The following is a 16,560-nucleotide window of genomic DNA, read 5'->3' as shown; positions in this document are numbered from 1 at the left end:
GATCATGGAGTGCTAATCGCTTGTCGCTAGGCCTAAGTGTTTGGTACGAACCAGCTGCATTAATTTATAAGCATCGTTTAGGTTACAACTTTCATGTTCACGTTTTATATAGCCAAGTGACGTTAACTCTAAATGCCAAGTGGGTACTACATCAACAGTGGCTAAGGTTTGCTTTACACAATTAAGCGCACAACCATCTACAGCTAAAATGGGCCGGCCAGATTTAGCCACTTTAACCAACTGCTTCACTTTACCGCCAACACCAGCAATACAAGACATTTGAGCCGAACCTTCTCTGTCTAAAACTACAGCCAAGTCATTAGCTAGTTGTGCAACATTTGAACAACCTGAGCAGGCGTAAACTAAAGGCTTATCTTTATAATTTATGGTCATTAACTTGGCTCCTATAAGGTTACAACAAAGTAAGTTGTAACCTTAAGTCTAGAGCGCAATTAAAATGTTGACTTGATATATATCAAACTAAAGCTAGGCTAGCGCCGATTTACTGACAAATAATAAACCGGCTTAGAGCATTATTGAAACGAAGTGTCTTATTAGCCAGGCCGGCCATCAGGACGCGGGGTAGTTAATACCGGAAAATATACGATAACATAGAGCAAATAAGCGACACACCAAGCAGCCACGCCCAACATTAACCAATGTGTTGTTTCAAGCGGCCAAATTGAGATTAACAGTGTTCTACTTACTGCCGCAGCAATAACTAAAATAAAGGCAACAGACATTATGGCTTTGGGTTTTAATACTCGGCCACTATGACCTAAAGAAACGCGTGCCATCATACTTAAGATCATCGAGCCCATAGCCCCAGCAGTTAACGCATGTAAGGCAACACTATTGCTTATTGGTAAACCGGCATAACGGGCGCTATAAAGCGCTAAGCCAATTGGGATAAACCAATAAGCAATATGCAATGACCATAATAAAGGCACTTTAGCGGTGATCCATATTTTCCAGCGAGCGCAGCGAATAGCAATGGCTATAGCGCTAATGGCAAATAAAACACTAATAGCATAAGCATGAATGTACTGAGTTAAGGTTAAAAAGTGCAGAATGAAAATTAACCAAAGCGAACCTAAAGCAATACGATCTAACCAGACTATAGGCTCGGCTTTTTTAGTTTGAGTGCCGTTCGCGGTAAACATAGGCAATACCCTGCCACCGACGATGGTCATTAATAAGGTGACTAACCAAACCGCATTTTGGCTGCCCAGCTGCTGTAAATCATAGCGGTGATAAGCAACACCTATGTACATTAATAAGTTACATATAGTCAGTAGCGCCAACACAGGAATAAAAAACAAATTGCGCTGTTGGCCGGTTTGAATAAGGGGTTTGGCTAATAAAAAAGCACAAACAGGTAAAAAACTAAGATCAATAGCAGCAACCAATACTAAGGGTAAAGATTGGCCAAATAATAAGACTAAGCGACCGGCTAACCATAATAAGGTAATAAACAATAAAGTTTTGCCATGAGGCGCGCGCAGGCCAGTCCAGTTTTGCACTGCGGTTAATAAAAAACCGATAACAATAGCAACAACAAAGCCAAATATCATTTCATGGCTATGCCAAAACAATACATTGGCAAAGGGCGTTAGTTGTATATGCCCGGCTAAGACAAGCCCCCAAAGCAACATAGCAATAGCGCTAAAAGCCCCACCTAATAAAAACATGGGTCTAAATGCTTGTCGCAGTAATGGCATCAGTTTTTGCTCTGTAGCAAGATCACTAATTTGCATGTTTATTTATCCTATAAAAAGTCATCATTTTCCTGTAAGAAGTTATTTTCACGTGCTAATTTAAGTCGCTGTTGAAATTGTGCTGCTTGGTTTGCAAAAAACATTGTCACCATACACAGTGCAAGCACACCATATAAAATCATAAAGCAGCCTGTAACAATGCCGAGTATATCTTGTGCTACACCAAATAAAATTGGCAAGGTACAACCGCCTAATGCACCAATAGCGGCAACAAAGCCCCCCGCTGCGCCCATTTGGGTTGGGTAATAATCGTAAAGCACTTTATAAACACTAGCTCGGCCAAAACCTTGGGCAACACCAATAATAAAAATAAGCGCAGTAAACCACCACACATTGACAGAGATAGAAATAGTGACATCTTTTTCAATGCCATGAATAAGCATGGTAGTAGGTGGGTAGCTTAAAAAGAATAAGCAAACAATACAGACCCAAAATACAGTCCAGTTTACTGCTCTCCCACCATATCTATCAGCAAACCAACCGCCTAAGGCTCGCATCATTGATGAGCTAGCAACAAAAAATAAAGTAAATGCCATGGCTTGTTGCGCCGTTAATTCATAGGCTTGCATATAGTATTGTGGTAGCCAAAGCAGTAAAGCTAAGAAGCTGCCGAAAACAAAGTAATAATACAGTGAAAAACGCCAAACTCTGGACTGAGCACTAAGCTCGCGTAATGAACTGGTTTTAACCGTACTGTTTATTTTTGGCGGCGCTACATTAGGCGCTAACAGTGCAAACAATAAGATTAATAACACAAGCCCTAGAGCATAAATAGGACCAATCCAGCGCCAATCTAGAAAATGTAATATAAGCGGTATTAAAATAAAATTGATTGCTACGCCTACATTACCAACGCCAAAAATACCTAAAGCTCGGCCTTGTTGCGCTGTGCTAAACCAATCAGATACATAACGAGTGCCAATGCTAAATGATGCACCACTAACACCAAACCAAAGCCCTAGCCACAAATAACCTTGAAAGTTATTAATATAAGGCAAAAGTAGTAATGGGGGTAATACCAATAACATGAGCGCTATCCACAGCTTTCGGCTGTTATAGCGATCAGCCAGTAAACCTACAGGGATACGCAATAAGGCGCCAGATAATATTGGCGCAGCTAATAAAACCCCGTACTGCGTTGCTGTTAATTTTAGCTGTTGCTGCAGGTTTAAGCCCATAACGGCATAAAGGGTCCAAATTGAAAAACAACCAGCAAAGGCTAGCGTGGCAATAATTAAAGCTTTATTTGCATTAACCCGTTTTACTTGCATGTTATTACCCGTTAGTAAGCCATAGCTTTAGTTTACTCAGTGCAATTAATTTTGCAGTGAATTCTAGGGTGTACCTCTGATGCGTTTATTTATACTTTTTTATTTTACCGCTTACCACTTAAGGGGTAGCTGCTATTGTCAGAATGCCAGTTACGGCTTTAAGTGCACTACTTACAATAGGTTATAATATTTATTTAACAACCACTTGGCTTTTTTTTAGTTTGTTTTATATCAAAGATTTTGTCGGGTTTGATCCTTACAATGAGTAGGGTTAATTAGTAAATCCCTTGGAGGGGTAATATGTCAGAGCCGTCATATTCAGCACAAAACAGTAGCAAATTAAGGATCCTTAATTTTGCTGATCAAAAAATAAAAATGCTGCACTTAGCGTGGTTTGCATTCTTTCTAACTTTTGTTATGTGGTTTGCTCATGCTCCTTTGCTTATTCATATCAAAGAAGCGTTAGCGTTAAGTGATGCCCAAGTAAAAGCCTTACTTATTTTAAACGTCGCTATTACCATTCCTGCACGAATTGTTGTCGGCATGATGGTAGACCGCTATGGACCGCGTATTGTTTATTCATTAGTGTTATTTATATCTGCCATGCTGTGTATTGGTTTTGCTTTTGCTCAAACCTATAACATGCTGGCCATAATGCGATTTTTATTAGGTTTTGTCGGCGCCGGTTTCGTTATTGGTATTCGTATGGTAGGTGAGTGGTTTCCGCATAATCAGGTTGGCACAGCAGAAGGCATTTATGGTGGCTGGGGTAACTTTGGTTCAGCGGCAGCTGCTATGACTTTACCAGCATTAGCGTTAATGTTTGGTGGTGAAAACGGCTGGCGCTACGCTATTGCTGCGGTTGGTGTTATAAGTGCAGTGTATGCCTTAATATTTTATAAATTAGTACGTAATACCCCTAAAGGTTCGGTTTATTTTAAACCGAAAAAAACCGGTGGCATGATGGTTTCAAGCTGGCGCGATCTGTACTTGCTAATTATCATGAATATACCAATGTATTTAGCCCTAGGTATGTTGGCATGGCGTTTATCCCCAGCCGGAGTAGAGTTATTCTCTACGAATATTATGTACGGATTTTGGGGGGTGTTGGTGGTACTGTTTATTGGCCAAACACAACAAATTTGGAGTGTTAACGTAGAGCATTTACGTGCTGGTGTAGCTGAAACGGATAAATATAGCTTTAAACAAGTCGGTATTTTAAATGTGGCTTACTTTACTACCTTTGGCTCTGAGCTCGCCGTAGTATCTATGTTACCTTTATATTTTATAGAAACATTTGAAGGTTTGTCTGCTGTTAAAGCAGGCTTGTTAGCCTCAGGCTTTGCCTTTATGAATTTGGTATCTCGGCCTATGGGCGGTTGGATTTCAGATAAATTTGGCCGTCGCAAAAGTATGCTTATTCTTATAGGTGGCCTAGCTGCAGGTTACTTTTTAATGGGCTTAATGGATAGTCATTGGTGGATCCCATTCGCGGTTATAGCCACTATGTTATGTAGCTTCTTTGTTCAAGCCGGTGAAGGTGCTGTTTTTGCTATAGTGCCACTAATTAAACGCAGTATGACAGGCCAAATAGCGGGTATGGCTGGTGCTTATGGTAACGTAGGCGCTGTCGTATATTTAACTGTATTAAGCTATGTTGATTACAGTACCTTCTTTTTTGTAATCGCCGCTTCAGCTTTAGTAGGATTATTTAGTGTAATGTTTTTAGACAACCCTAAAGGTCATATTACTGAAGTGGGTGAAGATGGTACTGTGCATCATATTAGTGTTGGATAAGGCACTGGCCTAAACACAGAAGTTAGGAGTTAGTTTTAAGGTGAGCGAACAACAGCTACAGCTTGTATTTAGTCAGCTCAGTGAAGCCGGCATTAAATCGGTTAATGAAGATGCTGTTGCTAGCTATATCCCTGTTGATGCTCACCTTATGACATACAAAGGAGCCTGTTTTGCTTTAGCCGATGGCGTAAGTACCGCCGAAGCAGGACAGCAAGCCAGTACCTTAGCTGTGCAGCGATTCAGTAAAGAGTATCCACAAACGCCAGATAGCTGGTCAGTAGCTTATAGTACCGAACAATTATTAAAAACAATTAACGATAAACTGTATCAATTAAGTCATGTTTTTAATCACTCTAGTAATCATGAGCAAAAAGGCTATTTAACTACTTTTACGGCTTTAGTTTTAAAATCACAAACCGCGCACTTTTTTCATGTTGGTGATAGCCGTTTATATCATTTACGTGATGGTGTTTTGCAACAATTAACCCAAGATCACACCACAGTTTTATCAGATAAGAGGCAGTTTTTAGGTCGTGCTCTAGGTATGGATGCAAAAGTGTCGGCTGATCATAACAGCATTGCTATTGAAGCGGGAGATCGCTTTTTACTCACTAGTGATGGTATCCATGATTTTATTACAACCTCAGAGCTTACCAAACTTATGCAGCTAACTGATGTTAATGCTGCAGTGCAAGCTATGTATAACACTGCAATGGCCAAGCGGTCTGATGATAATTTAAGTGCTATTTTGGTTGAAGTAACAAGTATTCCAGAGCAAAGCTTAGATGATTTAAACCAACAATTAACCCGTTTACCTTTTCCACCTGCGCTAGAGCCTGGCATGAAAATAGATGGTTATTTGGTACTAAAAGAGTTATTTGCCAGCAGTCGTAGTCATTTATATTTAGTTAAAGATGAGTCCACTGCAACTGAATTAGTGCTTAAATGCCCATCAATCAACTTTGACGATGATCACTTTTATATTGACCGTTTTATACGCGAAGAATGGATTGGCTTGCGGATCCAAAGTGAGCATGTAGTAAAAGTGATTCGCCAAGATAGGCCACGCACGTTTTTATATTATTTAATGGAATATTTACCCGGCCAAAGCTTAGATAAATGGTTTGCCGAGCAGCCGCAACCGTTAAAACCGTCGCTGGCTATTTCATTAGTAAAACAGATAGCTCAAGGTTTACAGGCTTTTCATCAAGTAGGGGCTATTCATCAAGACTTAAAGCCTGGCAATGTTTTACGTTTGCCAGATGGAAAACTTAAGGTGGTCGACTTTGGTTCGGTTTATGTAGCCAGCTTAGCTGAAATTTATAGCCCCATGCAGCAGGATATTGCTTTAGGTACGGCCAGTTATTCTGATCCGCAATATTTACTTGGCCACAACTCGGGTATTCAAGGTGATATTTATGCCTTAGCCACTATTAGCTATGAGCTGTTTACAGGCGGACAATTACCTTACGGCGATGCGGTAGAGGAGTGCAGAACAGCCGCTGATTATGACAAGTTACGCTATCGTTCTGCCAGTCAGTTTAATGCTGTTATCCCAACTTGGTTTGATCGTGCTTTAGAAAAAGGGGTAAGTTTATCGCTAAACCAGCGTTATCAAACCCTAAATCAATTGCTAACCGACCTACAGCAGCCAAACCCAGAGTTTTTGCACCAAGAAGTAAAACAAGAGCATAAAACCAACCCCTTACTTTTTTGGCAATTGTTGTCGGGGTTTTGGTTTATTACGTTGTTGTTGGTTATTTGGCTGTTTATATTACGACGTTAGCTTTTAGGTCGAAAGGGTTTAATTACCGCTTCATTGCACACTAAGTAAGGCCCTTCCATTAAATCAATGCAATAAGGCACAGCAGGGAACACCGCATCTAAACACTGGCGAATAGCTTTAGGCTTACCTGGTAAGTTAATGATTAAGCTATCGCCGCGTAACCCAGCTGTTTGCCTAGACAATATAGCCGTAGCAACATATTTTAATGACTCAGCGCGCATAAGCTCACCAAAACCAGGCATCATTCTATCGCACACTGCTTCTGTTGCTTCAGGGGTTAGATCTCGCTTTGCTGGCCCAGTACCGCCGGTAGTGACAATTAAACTACAGTTTTCATCATCAGCAAGTTCGGTTAAGGTTAACTCTATTAAGTTTTTTTCATCAGGAATTAACCGATATACTGGCTGCCACTCGCTAGTTAAATAATCATTTAAAGTATCAATAATCGCCTGACCAGAAATATCTTCATATTCACCGGCGCTAGCGCGATCACTCACGGTGACAATACCAATTTTAGCCATCTTATTATCCATGTTTGTTCCTGTTATTACTTATATAATTACTGACTTGCCATACCGGCTAATTGCAACCAATAACCATTGCTGTCGGTAGCGGCTAAAGCTTGCGGTGCTTGGCCGTTAATATTGGCTTTAAATTTGTCTAGCCAGCTAAAAGTGCCTTCTACTTCAGGACTTAAGCGTACTATATCCACTAACCCTTGCATAGTTGGTAGCTGATTAACTAAGTTATAACGATAGCCAGACTGAGTTTGAATGCCGTTAAGAATAAATACTTGGCTGCCATCTTGGCTATTAACTTTACGGCCTTGTGGGTATTTAATGCAGCATAGTTCACATTGATCTTTACTGCGATTTTCTGAGCGCGCAGTAAAACAGCGACCACTCCAAGCTAAAGGAAGGTGGCCAAAAGCAAATACTTCGGTAGTAAAACAATCACGAATATCTGTAATAACACTTTGTTGCAAAATGCTGCTTAACCATTGCTGTGATAACTCAACAGGCATAACCCAGCGGTTCATACCCATACCCACTAAGCGGCGCAAAGTGTGTTGGTTGTAGCAGTTAATAGCCGCACCAGCAACAAAAGGTAAACTTTGTTCTTGCAGTAACGAAATAGCCCCAACATCATTAACTTCAATTAAAAATTCACCGTTTTCAATGTACTTACGTAATTCTCTAAGTTCGCTTGGCGCTTCTAATAATGTCATAGTGGATAAACAAACTTGTTTACCAGCCTCACGTAACATATGGGCTAGCTCTAAGTAATCTGGCAGTTTCAGCTCACGCCTTTTGCTACAGACGGTCTCACCAAGATAAACAATATCGATGCTAGAGTCGGCAGCCTGCTGATAAAACTGCTGCATTTGTAATTTTGGCCAAAAGTATTGCACTGGGCCTAGAGAAAATTTCATTGCATTTATTCCAATGTTTACAATTATTTCCAACTGCGATGATAAGCACCTAAAGTGGTTTGGCTGCCCTCAGATAAGTTTGCTAACACCTGCTGCCAGTTTTGTTGTACTGAAAACTGCTCTGGATCACGTAGAACATGATCAATAGCAGCGCGCCACACTTGAGTTATTTGTGCTACATAAGCAGGGCTACGTTGTCGCCCCTCTATTTTTAATGAGGCAATACCTAACTTATGTAACTCTGGCAACAGATCTAAAGTATTTAAGCTAGTGGGCTCTTCTAAAGCGTGATAGGTGTCATTATCTACACTGAATCTACCCTTGCATAAAGTGGGGTAGCCAGCTGTTTCATTAGGCGCAAAACGATCAATTAATATGCCGTTTAAACGCGACTCTAAGTAACCGTCATTTTCATCCCAACGAACAAAGGCGGCAGGTGAGCAAGCTCCCGCTGTATTAGGGGATTGGCCTGTCATATACGAGCTTAAGTAGCAGCGGCCTTCAGCCATAATACATAAGCTGCCAAAAGCAAAAACTTCTAAATCAATATCGCAGCTATGGGCTAAGGCACGTACTTGCTGGATAGACAATACGCGTGGCAATACCACTCGACTAACACCAAATTGACGATAAAACTCAATGGCGGCGGCATTAGTGGCTGAAGCTTGCACAGATAAATGCCGCTCTACAAAAGGGTAACGTTCAGCGGCATATGCTAACACTGCTAAGTCAGCAATAATTAATACATCTGCACCCGCAGCAACAGCCATATCCACGGTTTGCTGCCATCGTTGCCAGTTATCGGGATGAGCGAAAGTATTAATCGCAATATGCAGTTTTTTGCCATGCTGGTGTACATAGCGTGCCGCTTGTTCAAGCTTAGTTAAATCAAAGTTTAAGCCAGCAAAATGCCGGGCATTAGTATCATTTTTTAAGCCAATATAAACGGCGTCAGCACCGTTATCTATGGCGGCTTGCAATGCAGGCATGCTACCTGCTGGACATAATAATTCCATAATGGCACCTAGGTTAAATCACTGTCCTACCCCTGAAAGGATATGGGCACCGCGAGTTAATTATGGTTTGATTATAGAGCTATATAACCAAAAAAAGGTGCACTATGTTTGATATTAAAAGAGCTAACCAAAAGGTGGTATCGGCAATACCCTTAATAATGCGGCGGGTTAATCATTATGCGCCAAAAGCAGTACAAGTAAGGGTGTTAAGCTTAGCTTTAAATCAGTTTTTTCAACAAGAATGCCGTAGTGGCGAACTCGACTTTTTACTGAACAAAAGCGTGGTTATTGAAGTGACTGACTATCAGTTAGCTTTTGGTATTAGCTTAGTAGATAAGCGATTACAGGTTAGCTTGCCAGCACAAAAGCAAGATAGCCTTATTAAAGCAAGTTCAGTGGATTTTTTACAAATGATCACAAATCAAGTTGACCCAGATACCTTATTCTTTCGTCGAAAATTAGTCATATTAGGTGATACAGAGCTAGGGCTAGAGTGTAAAAACCTGTTAGATAGTATTGGCTTAGAGCGCTTGCCCAAACCAATTATTGAAGGCTTACACTGGTTAACTGCTCATCAAGTAGCTGAACAGCTTTGATAACGCAGAGAAAACTGAGCTAGATCAATAACCAAACTGCTATGCGCGCTATATTAGCCTTTAGCAGCAACATTAAGTGAGAGCCGTATAATGCGATGGGATAATAAATTAATTGAAAAATATAATATTAATGGGCCACGTTATACCTCTTACCCAACCGCATTAGCGTTAAATCCAGATTTTAATCTAGCTAATATTGCTAAAGCTATTGAGCAAAGCGGCGCTGAATTAAGCCTGTATATTCATATTCCTTTTTGTCAAAAACTCTGCTTTTATTGTGGTTGTAATAAAGTTATTACCAAGCATCAACATAAAGCGGATATTTACCTTGATAACTTAGCCATAGAAATGGCTATGTACGGCCCGTTACTAGAGAAAAAGTTAATTAATCAGCTGCACTTGGGCGGTGGCACACCTACTTTTTTAACCGAAGTGCAATTAAGTAGGTTGATGGCCATGGTACAGCAGTATTTTAAGCTAACAGCTGATGCTGAAATAAGTATTGAAATTGATCCGCGCAGTTGTAGCGACCAAAAGTTAGCCCACTTACGCCAACTAGGTTTTAATCGAGTCAGTTATGGCGTGCAAGACTTAGACGAAAAAGTACAAATAGCTATTAATAGAGTGCAAGATACTGATCTTATTCGCCGCCAAGTGGCATTGAGTAAGCAGCTTGGTTTTAGCTCAATTAATTTAGATTTAATTTATGGTTTACCCTTTCAGCATGTTGAAAGCTTTGGCCAAACTTTGAAAGAAATTATTAAACTAAGCCCAGATCGTATTTCCTTATTTAGTTATGCTCACTTACCTGATCGCTTTGCTGCCCAGCGCAAGTTAGATAACGACAGCCTACCTACAGCAGCCACTAAACTTGAATTACAGCAGTTAGGGATCAGTGCTTTTGTCGATGCCGGTTATCAGTTTATTGGTATGGACCATTTTGCTAAGCCCAATGATAGCCTAGCTAAAGCCCAGCAAGCGGGTAAGTTGCAGCGTAACTTCCAAGGTTACACCACAGCCGGTCAAGATGCCTTAGTTGGCTTAGGTGTCTCTAGCATTAGTCAAGTTAATGGCGTGCTATGGCAAAACAGTAAAGTAGTAACCGATTATTACCAAGCGCTAGAGCAAGAAACGTATCCTGTAGAACGCGGTTTTAGTTTAAATGCCGACGATAAACTCCGTGCAGCCTTAATTAGCCAATTAATTTGCCATTTTGAACTAGATATAAAGCAATTTAGCGCTAACTGGCAACTAACCGATTTTTGGCACTACTTTGCTGACGCTAAACAAAAGTTAAGCCCTTTTATTGAAGATGCTTTAGTTGAAGTACATCAAGATAAGCTAGTAGTCAGCCAAACAGGCCGTTTATGGGTACGCAGTATCTGTGCTTGTTTCGATGCCTATTTAAATAAAGGCCAACAGCGTTATTCGAAAGTGGTTTAAATAAAACCACTTTAAAAGTCTTACTAACATTAAATCACCACCTTTCAAAGCTGGTGATTTAATAGGTTACTTCTTACGCAAAATACTGTGATTACATACATAACCAGATAAACACGTTTTTAGCCTTATTAGACGGACTTTTCCGTACTTGCCGCACCAAAAAATAGCACTGTACCCATAACCTATTGTATATAATCTAAAATCATTGTAATGTCTTCAACATTAAATTTACAAAGACGGAAAATTCCGTGTTTAATTACGGATTTTTCCGCCTAATAAGCGTTAGGGCTACTTGATATTACGAGTTCAGCTCCCAATTAATTTATGACATTAAATTAACGGGTTAAGAAAATGGACTTCGGCAGTAAATTCGGTGGCTGGGAGCATCTTTTACTTTATTCTGTTGTTGGTGCGGTCTTTATTTTATTATTGTGGGGGCTGGCAAAGCTTGTTCGATGGGCTAAGGGAATGCCAGTCGGGGGTTACGTTATATTGGCGCTATTTCCTTTGATTTCGCTGTTTCCTATACCTCCAGCGGAAATAAAAAAGTTACAACGTATTAAGCAAGAGCAGGTGAAACGCAAACAAGAATCAGGAGATCCGCCAAGTGATGATGAGCCGACACCGCCCTAACAAAACGCAGCACTCGCGGCCTGCGGCCGCTGGGACGCCAACCCGCTGCGCGGCTCGTCGCCCGTGTGCTTTGCGTTATGTAAATCATTCAACTTGGAGTTACTAATGAGACATTTGCTTTTAATTTTTATGTTTTTTTTTGCTGCAAAAGTATCAGCTGATGAATTTGATCTTAAAAAATTTGCTCAAACTTATTTCGATACCATGATTGCAACTCAAGCACCTGGCGCAACAAAGAATGAGCTAGAAAGTTACCTTGCCTTACTTACTGATGACGTCGGACACTCACATTTACCTTGGGTAACTGATGATTCTAGATTGCCCGACGGCAAGGAAACTATGCGTAAAGGAATGACTTTTTATTTAGGTGCGCACACTGAATATAGTGCTGAGCTTCTTGACGTATTTACTTTTAATAACTCAGCTATTGCTATTAGGTACAGAAATAGCGCAAAAGGTATTCACCCCGAGAGTAAGCAACCTATTGCTTATAATCAGGTAATGATGGAAGTTTTGGAAATTGAAAATGGCAAAGTTGCAGTAATTCGTAAATATCACGAGTAAAATTCACATAACAAACAAATATTATCGCCAGCGAAAAGCGCTGGCTGCGACGTCAACCCGCTGCGCGGCTTTCCGCGCTGAATTTGGGCGTTATGTGCTAAAACAGAATGGAGCTCGTATTGAGTTTTAGTGTTAAATCAAAACTATTAATTAGTGGTGGCGTTATTGCATCGGCTGCAGCTATATGGCATTTACTTTGTATTTGGGGCGGGCCAAGCTGGTTTGCTTTTGCACGAGCGCCTAAGCAAATCATAGACTCAGCTCAACAAGGTACTTTGCTTGCACCTGTCGGTACCATAATTGTTGCAGGTTTAATGCTGGCGTGTACGGTGTTTGCTTTTTCAGCCGTTGGTTTAATACGCAAGGTTCCATTGGTTAAACCTGCTTTAATTACCATCGCGTTACTTTGTACTTTGCGAGGATTAATTGGTATTCCAGCATTTGCTACAGCAACCGGTGTCGATATTTGGCAAATAGTTGCTAGCACTGTTTGGTTGTACGTTGGCGTTTGTTTTATTGTTGGCAGTATTGAGCATAGTACTGCTTTAAAATCAGGCACATAACAATCAAATATTATCGCCAGCAAAAAGCGCTGGCTGCGACGTCAACCCGCTGCGCGGCTTTCCGCGCTAAATTTGGGCGTTATGCAGTAGGAGTAAACATTGAGTTATCTTTTCATAGTTGAGACCAATATCACTGATCCATCATGGGTCAATGAATATCTTCTAAAGGTTACGCCCCTTGTCAGTCGATTTGGTGGTAAATACTTAACCAGAACTTCATCGATTGAATTACTGGAAGGTGCGGAAAAGCCGCAGTTTAGCTTGGTTGCTCAATTTCCAAGCAAAGAGGATGCGTTAGGCTTTTACAATTCTGAGGAATATGAGCCATTTAAACACGCGCGCCAGTCTGGCTCGGCAAGTAAATTTTTATTGGTGCCAGTAGAGAATGCTACTTCATAACAAACGCCACCAAAACGCCGCTTCGCGGCTCGACTCGCAACAAGTTGCTCGCGTTTGTGGCGGACGTTAGAGCTAAAAGGAGAAAGCTTTGAATAAATCATACCTATTATTACCACTTACACTTTTTGTTGTTTCTTGTGCTACAACAACTAAAGTTGAAGAACCAAAAATAAATTACCTCGATATATCAGGTAAAGATCAAATTAAATTAGTTGATGAGTATTGGACTGTTGCAAAAAGGATTGAACCTAGATATCCAATTTTAGCAGCTAAAAACAACGTATCTGGTTGCGTTGATCTAATCGTTGGTATTGATCAAAATGGAAAAGCCCAAGGGTATAAGGTTCGTTCATCGTACCCTAAAGGCGTATTCGATAAAAATGCAGCTGCAGCTTTGGTTAAATGGAAGTGGCAAGCTACAGAGAAAAATAAAGATAATACGCCTGTTTTAACTTCTATCCGTATGGATTTTTCAATTAGCAGGAATCCTAGTGATCCGGAATATCTACAAAACTGCCCAAAACGGGAAGTTTAGCTCTAACAAGGTTTTAAAGTCGGACTTGTAACAGTTTGCTCGGTTCCACTTCGTTTCACACTTTAGCAAACTGTTACTCGCCGCTTAAAATGGCGTTATACGGTTGTAGTAGATTGCACTTAATTTCAAATAGGGATATTGATTTGTATAAATTATTCTATTATCCAGGAAATGCTAGCTTTGCAATACATCTGATTCTAAAGGACTTGGGAGTAGAATATAAGCTAGAATTTGTTGACCGAAAAAGTCAATCTCAAAAATCCAAAGAATACCTCCGATTAAATCCGACCGGACGGATTCCGACGCTGCTAGATAATGGGCAAGCTATTTTTGAGAGCGGTGCAATAGCTTTGTACTTGGCTGAAAAACACCCCGAGCATCAGTTGTTGCCACCATTAGGCACCACAGAGCGAGCATCGTGCTTACAGTGGCTATTTTATTTAACTTCAACGCTTCAGCCTGAACTAATGGTGTATTTTTATCCTGAAAAACACACTACCAATGCTACTCTTTGTCAAAGTATTGTGACCGCGCAAGAAAATAGAATTATCAGTATGTACGGCATACTAAATGACCAATTAGGAGAAAGAGATTATTTGATAGGAAGTTCAATATCGATTTGTGACTATTTTTTGTTTATGTTGTGTCACTGGGGAAGTGAGTTTAAATTCGCGCCTATGAAATTTCCTAACTTAGCTAGATGTTTAAAACGATTGGCCCATACAGAGACATTTCAAGAAGTTTGTGCTACGGAAGGTGCGAGCCTTGCGGTGTATAGTTAGACGTATAACAAGGCGCTGCAGCCGAGCTGCATTGCGCCGCTTCGGTTTGTGGCAATGGCTTCGCTCATTTTTCCACAAACCTTCACTCTGCAACGCAGCCGGCTGAGCACGGCGTTATGTGAGGCAAATCATTAGGAGTAATTACGTGGAACAGTTATTAATAATTATAGGTGCATCAATATTTGGCCTTCTCGGCCTGGCTCATCTCTTATTCACGTTCTTTACAAATAAATTTAACGCCTTCAATCCAGATGTCACTGAAAGCATGAAAGGCACCAGCCCAGTTTTAACGAAAGAAACAACTATGTGGGACGCATGGGTAGGGTTTAATGCTAGTCATAGTCTAGGGGCTATAATCATTGCTGCCGTATATATTCCATTGGCTGCATTTAACATGGATGTGATATCTCATAGTTTCTACTATTCGCTACTTCTGGTAACTATTTCCCTTGCCTATCTAAGCCTAGCTTATAGATATTGGTTTAAGGTTCCTTTATTAGGTGTTGGTATCGCTACAGCTTGCTTTCTAGGCTCAATTGCGGTGAAAATCACATAACAAATAAATCAAAATGACGCCTGGCGGCGCATTTTATTAAGGCGTTAAGGATACTATGGTCGACTTTGAACTAGAGAGCGGGGAGCAACTCCACGCAGAAGCCCCGGATACCTTTTGGATTCCGCCGTTACCTGCTAGACAGTCTCTTTCCTCTGGGGACATCGTAAAGCTTGTGTTCCGTATAGAAGAGGATGGTGAGGTCAACGTCGAAAGAATGTGGGTGGTTATTCAGCAGGCAACCACAGAGGGCTACGTCGGCATACTGGATAATGACCCATACTGCACAGATCAAATCCAGGCAGGCTTGGAGCTAAAATTTGCTCCAAAGCACATCATCGATATCTATGCTGACGACTGAAATCCTTAACAAGTCATTGCAGTTCGTTCCGGCCCTGACGGGCCTCCACCGGACGGCCTTTTCTCCGCTTCGCTACGCAAAGGCCGCCGCTGAATATTGGCGTTATATGCGCAAGGAGTCCCGGAAGTGAAACATTTATTATCGACGATACTTTTAATTTTTATATTCACAGCGAGCAGCCTCTCGGCAGCTAGCGATACAACTCAAAAGGAACGTAGTATGTCTGCATCAGGAACTTTCGAGGTAGATCTTGAACCGCAAAATGATCAAGAGTTTCCTGCGGGAAGGATGGTTATACGCAAAAAGTACAGTGGCGACCTTGAAGGGAGTGGCATTGGTCAGATGATTAGTAAAAGGACAGAAGGTGGGGCTTCAGTTTATTCAGCGATTGAGGAGTTTGAGGGCACGGTCGAGGGAAAGTCAGGGTCTTTTAGTCTATTTCACAATGGGTACATGTCGGCTGAGCGACAATCGCTAGAGGTCATTATCGTTCAAGGCTCAGGTAAAGGTGAGCTAGAAAGTATATCCGGATCTTTGGAAATAGTCCAGGAAGAGGGTAAACATAAGTACGTGCTTACTTATGAGCTGTAAAGCATATAACCAAACCATCAAATACGCTCCCTGCGGTCGCCGGACCTCGTTTCACTCGGCCGTTTATGGCGGGCGTTATGTTGCAAGGTGAATCATGGAGCTAACTGAAAGATGGACTCTTATCGAAGCTGAATTAATGGCAGCTTTCGAGTTGCTACCGAGTAACGCAGTAGAATCAGATAACGGATATAAACAAGAAGATTTCTTGGATTATATCAATGCTAATGAACTGCTTTTAGCTATGGAAGTACTAGGTGGGGTTATCGAGGATAATCCAAGCCCATCCAAGGAGTTTTGGTTGCACTTGATTAACGCATCAAAACTTATGGGTAACAAACACTTGGTAAAATATGAGTCCATATTAAATGCAACATAACAAGTTGCTTAATTTCGTTCCGGCCACAAAATGCGTTGCCTCCACTGGACTGCCTACGCTACGCTGCGGCAGCCAATTAGCAAA

At 41.0% G+C, this 16,560-nt stretch carries 20 protein-coding genes; 14 read left to right on the top strand and 6 right to left on the bottom strand.

Going from position 1 to position 16,560, the window contains the following annotated elements; genetic code table 11:
- Positions 1–12 precede the first annotated feature (12 nt).
- The 3 genes from ACRCA4_RS10915 to ACRCA4_RS10905 form a co-directional block, all read right to left on the bottom strand.
- On the bottom strand, positions 13–393 hold the full coding sequence (locus tag ACRCA4_RS10915) for a putative zinc-binding protein (RefSeq protein ID WP_433188210.1): 381 nt from the start codon (positions 391–393) through the stop codon (positions 13–15).
- Positions 394–554: 161 nt separating this feature from the next.
- Positions 555–1,757: an NnrS family protein gene (locus ACRCA4_RS10910; protein WP_433188208.1), complete on the bottom strand. Its 1,203-nt coding sequence runs from the start codon at positions 1,755–1,757 to the stop codon at positions 555–557.
- Between the two features lie 11 nt (positions 1,758–1,768).
- Complete coding sequence (locus ACRCA4_RS10905; RefSeq protein WP_433188205.1) at positions 1,769–3,049, bottom strand: MFS transporter; 1,281 nt, start codon at positions 3,047–3,049, stop codon at positions 1,769–1,771.
- Positions 3,050–3,349: 300 nt separating this feature from the next.
- On the opposite strand from ACRCA4_RS10905, the gene ACRCA4_RS10900 reads away from it, so the two are divergent.
- Positions 3,350–4,846 (top strand): NarK family nitrate/nitrite MFS transporter, encoded by a 1,497-nt coding sequence (locus ACRCA4_RS10900; protein WP_433188202.1) that lies wholly within the window; start codon positions 3,350–3,352, stop codon positions 4,844–4,846.
- Positions 4,847–4,886: 40 nt separating this feature from the next.
- The gene (locus tag ACRCA4_RS10895; RefSeq protein ID WP_433188199.1) at positions 4,887–6,632 is read left to right on the top strand and encodes a protein kinase domain-containing protein; all 1,746 of its coding nucleotides are present in this window, start codon (positions 4,887–4,889) and stop codon (positions 6,630–6,632) included.
- Here the strand turns inward: ACRCA4_RS10895 and mog are convergent.
- From mog to ubiU, 3 genes are read right to left on the bottom strand one after another with little or no spacing between them, the layout of a single operon-like run.
- Positions 6,629–7,165, bottom strand: a complete 537-nt coding sequence (gene mog / locus ACRCA4_RS10890; RefSeq protein WP_433188196.1) for a molybdopterin adenylyltransferase — start codon at positions 7,163–7,165, stop codon at positions 6,629–6,631. The genes ACRCA4_RS10895 and mog overlap by 4 nt on opposite strands.
- Positions 7,166–7,191: 26 nt before the next feature.
- Complete coding sequence (locus ACRCA4_RS10885; RefSeq protein ID WP_433188194.1) at positions 7,192–8,064, bottom strand: U32 family peptidase; 873 nt, start codon at positions 8,062–8,064, stop codon at positions 7,192–7,194.
- Between the two features lie 23 nt (positions 8,065–8,087).
- Complete coding sequence (gene ubiU / locus ACRCA4_RS10880; RefSeq protein ID WP_433188191.1) at positions 8,088–9,080, bottom strand: ubiquinone anaerobic biosynthesis protein UbiU; 993 nt, start codon at positions 9,078–9,080, stop codon at positions 8,088–8,090.
- A 104-nt stretch (positions 9,081–9,184) separates the two neighbouring features.
- Here ubiU and ubiT point away from each other — a divergent pair, with 104 nt between their 5' ends.
- The 12 genes from ubiT (at position 9,185) to ACRCA4_RS10820 (ending at position 16,476) form a co-directional block, all read left to right on the top strand.
- Positions 9,185–9,676 (top strand): ubiquinone anaerobic biosynthesis accessory factor UbiT, encoded by a 492-nt coding sequence (gene ubiT / locus ACRCA4_RS10875; RefSeq protein WP_433188188.1) that lies wholly within the window; start codon positions 9,185–9,187, stop codon positions 9,674–9,676.
- Between the two features lie 90 nt (positions 9,677–9,766).
- Positions 9,767–11,119: an oxygen-independent coproporphyrinogen III oxidase gene (gene hemN / locus ACRCA4_RS10870; RefSeq protein ID WP_433188185.1), complete on the top strand. Its 1,353-nt coding sequence runs from the start codon at positions 9,767–9,769 to the stop codon at positions 11,117–11,119.
- 351 nt (positions 11,120–11,470) lie between these two features.
- Positions 11,471–11,752 carry a hypothetical protein gene (locus ACRCA4_RS10865; protein WP_433188182.1) on the top strand — a complete coding sequence of 94 codons (282 nt, stop codon included), beginning with the start codon at positions 11,471–11,473 and terminating at the stop codon, positions 11,750–11,752.
- Positions 11,753–11,857: 105 nt separating this feature from the next.
- Positions 11,858–12,316: a nuclear transport factor 2 family protein gene (locus ACRCA4_RS10860; RefSeq protein ID WP_433188179.1), complete on the top strand. Its 459-nt coding sequence runs from the start codon at positions 11,858–11,860 to the stop codon at positions 12,314–12,316.
- Positions 12,317–12,435: 119 nt separating this feature from the next.
- Positions 12,436–12,879: a hypothetical protein gene (locus ACRCA4_RS10855; protein WP_221435300.1), complete on the top strand. Its 444-nt coding sequence runs from the start codon at positions 12,436–12,438 to the stop codon at positions 12,877–12,879.
- A 99-nt stretch (positions 12,880–12,978) separates the two neighbouring features.
- Positions 12,979–13,278, top strand: coding sequence for a DUF1330 domain-containing protein (locus ACRCA4_RS10850; RefSeq protein ID WP_433188176.1), 300 nt, complete (start codon positions 12,979–12,981; stop codon positions 13,276–13,278).
- An 88-nt stretch (positions 13,279–13,366) separates the two neighbouring features.
- Positions 13,367–13,813, top strand: coding sequence for an energy transducer TonB (locus ACRCA4_RS10845; RefSeq protein WP_433188173.1), 447 nt, complete (start codon positions 13,367–13,369; stop codon positions 13,811–13,813).
- A gap of 143 nt (positions 13,814–13,956) precedes the next feature.
- Entirely contained in the window at positions 13,957–14,595 is a 639-nt protein-coding gene (locus ACRCA4_RS10840) for a glutathione S-transferase family protein (protein WP_433188170.1), read from the top strand.
- A gap of 145 nt (positions 14,596–14,740) precedes the next feature.
- Positions 14,741–15,151, top strand: a complete 411-nt coding sequence (locus ACRCA4_RS10835) for an LIC_13387 family protein (protein WP_433188167.1) — start codon at positions 14,741–14,743, stop codon at positions 15,149–15,151.
- A gap of 55 nt (positions 15,152–15,206) precedes the next feature.
- Positions 15,207–15,509, top strand: a complete 303-nt coding sequence (locus ACRCA4_RS10830) for a hypothetical protein (RefSeq protein WP_433188164.1) — start codon at positions 15,207–15,209, stop codon at positions 15,507–15,509.
- Positions 15,510–15,635: 126 nt separating this feature from the next.
- A complete protein-coding gene (locus ACRCA4_RS10825) occupies positions 15,636–16,100 on the top strand; it encodes a DUF3224 domain-containing protein (protein ID WP_433188161.1) in 465 nt (154 codons plus the stop codon).
- Positions 16,101–16,194: 94 nt separating this feature from the next.
- Positions 16,195–16,476 (top strand): hypothetical protein, encoded by a 282-nt coding sequence (locus tag ACRCA4_RS10820; RefSeq protein ID WP_433188159.1) that lies wholly within the window; start codon positions 16,195–16,197, stop codon positions 16,474–16,476.
- Positions 16,477–16,560 lie beyond the last annotated feature (84 nt).

The organism is Rheinheimera sp. WS51, from assembly GCF_050936095.1.
In the GTDB taxonomy this organism is placed as follows: Bacteria; Pseudomonadota; Gammaproteobacteria; order Enterobacterales; family Alteromonadaceae; genus Alishewanella.
This window is presented reverse-complemented; position numbering and strand designations above follow the sequence as displayed.